A 659-nucleotide genomic window follows, 5' to 3' on the forward strand; every position below is an offset into this window, starting at 1 on the left:
GGTACGGCGCCGCGATCGGCCGCGGGTAACATGGAGGCTTCAAACGCGGGTATTTCCCTCTGGAAATTTCCGCGTTACGACCCGCCATGCTCCCGCGCTGATCAAGGTCTCGAAGCGCGCATGCTGCTACCTTTTCGGGACAGCAAAGGATGCCAGAAAGTTCTATGCAAGCCAGAAAATTCGATGTCGTCGCACTCGGCGAGGCCATGGTGGAGTTCAACCAGACCCAGGCCGGCCAGCCTAACTACCTGCAGGGCTTCGGCGGAGACACCAGCAATGCCGTGATTGCCGCCGCACGCGCAGGAGCCTGCACCGCTTACCTCACACGCCTGGGCGGCGACACTTTCGGCCAATCACTGATGGCGTTGTGGGCCACTGAAAACGTCTCCACCGCGGCGGTGCAGCAAGACCCGGAAGCCAGCACGGGCCTTTACTTTGTCACGCACGGCAAAAACGGGCATGAATTCAGCTACTTGCGCGCAGGCTCTGCCGCCAGCCGCATGACGCCGGGCTGGCTGCAGCAAGCCGGCGCAGCCGATGCCGTGCGCCAAGCCAAGGTTCTGCATGTATCGGGCATCTCGCTGGCGATTTCCGCCAGCGCCTGCGACACAGCCTTTGCCGCGATGAAACTGGCCAAAGAGGCCGGTACCCTCGTGTCG

General features: G+C 62.5%; 1 protein-coding gene. It reads left to right on the forward strand.

Going from position 1 to position 659, the window contains the following annotated elements:
- Positions 1 to 164: 164 nt before the first annotated feature.
- A partial coding sequence (locus tag AC1DWI_RS25560; protein ID WP_477726240.1) for a PfkB family carbohydrate kinase occupies positions 165 to 659 on the forward strand: 495 nt, incomplete at its 3' end.

Source organism: Polaromonas sp. P3_C2 (assembly GCF_056402675.1).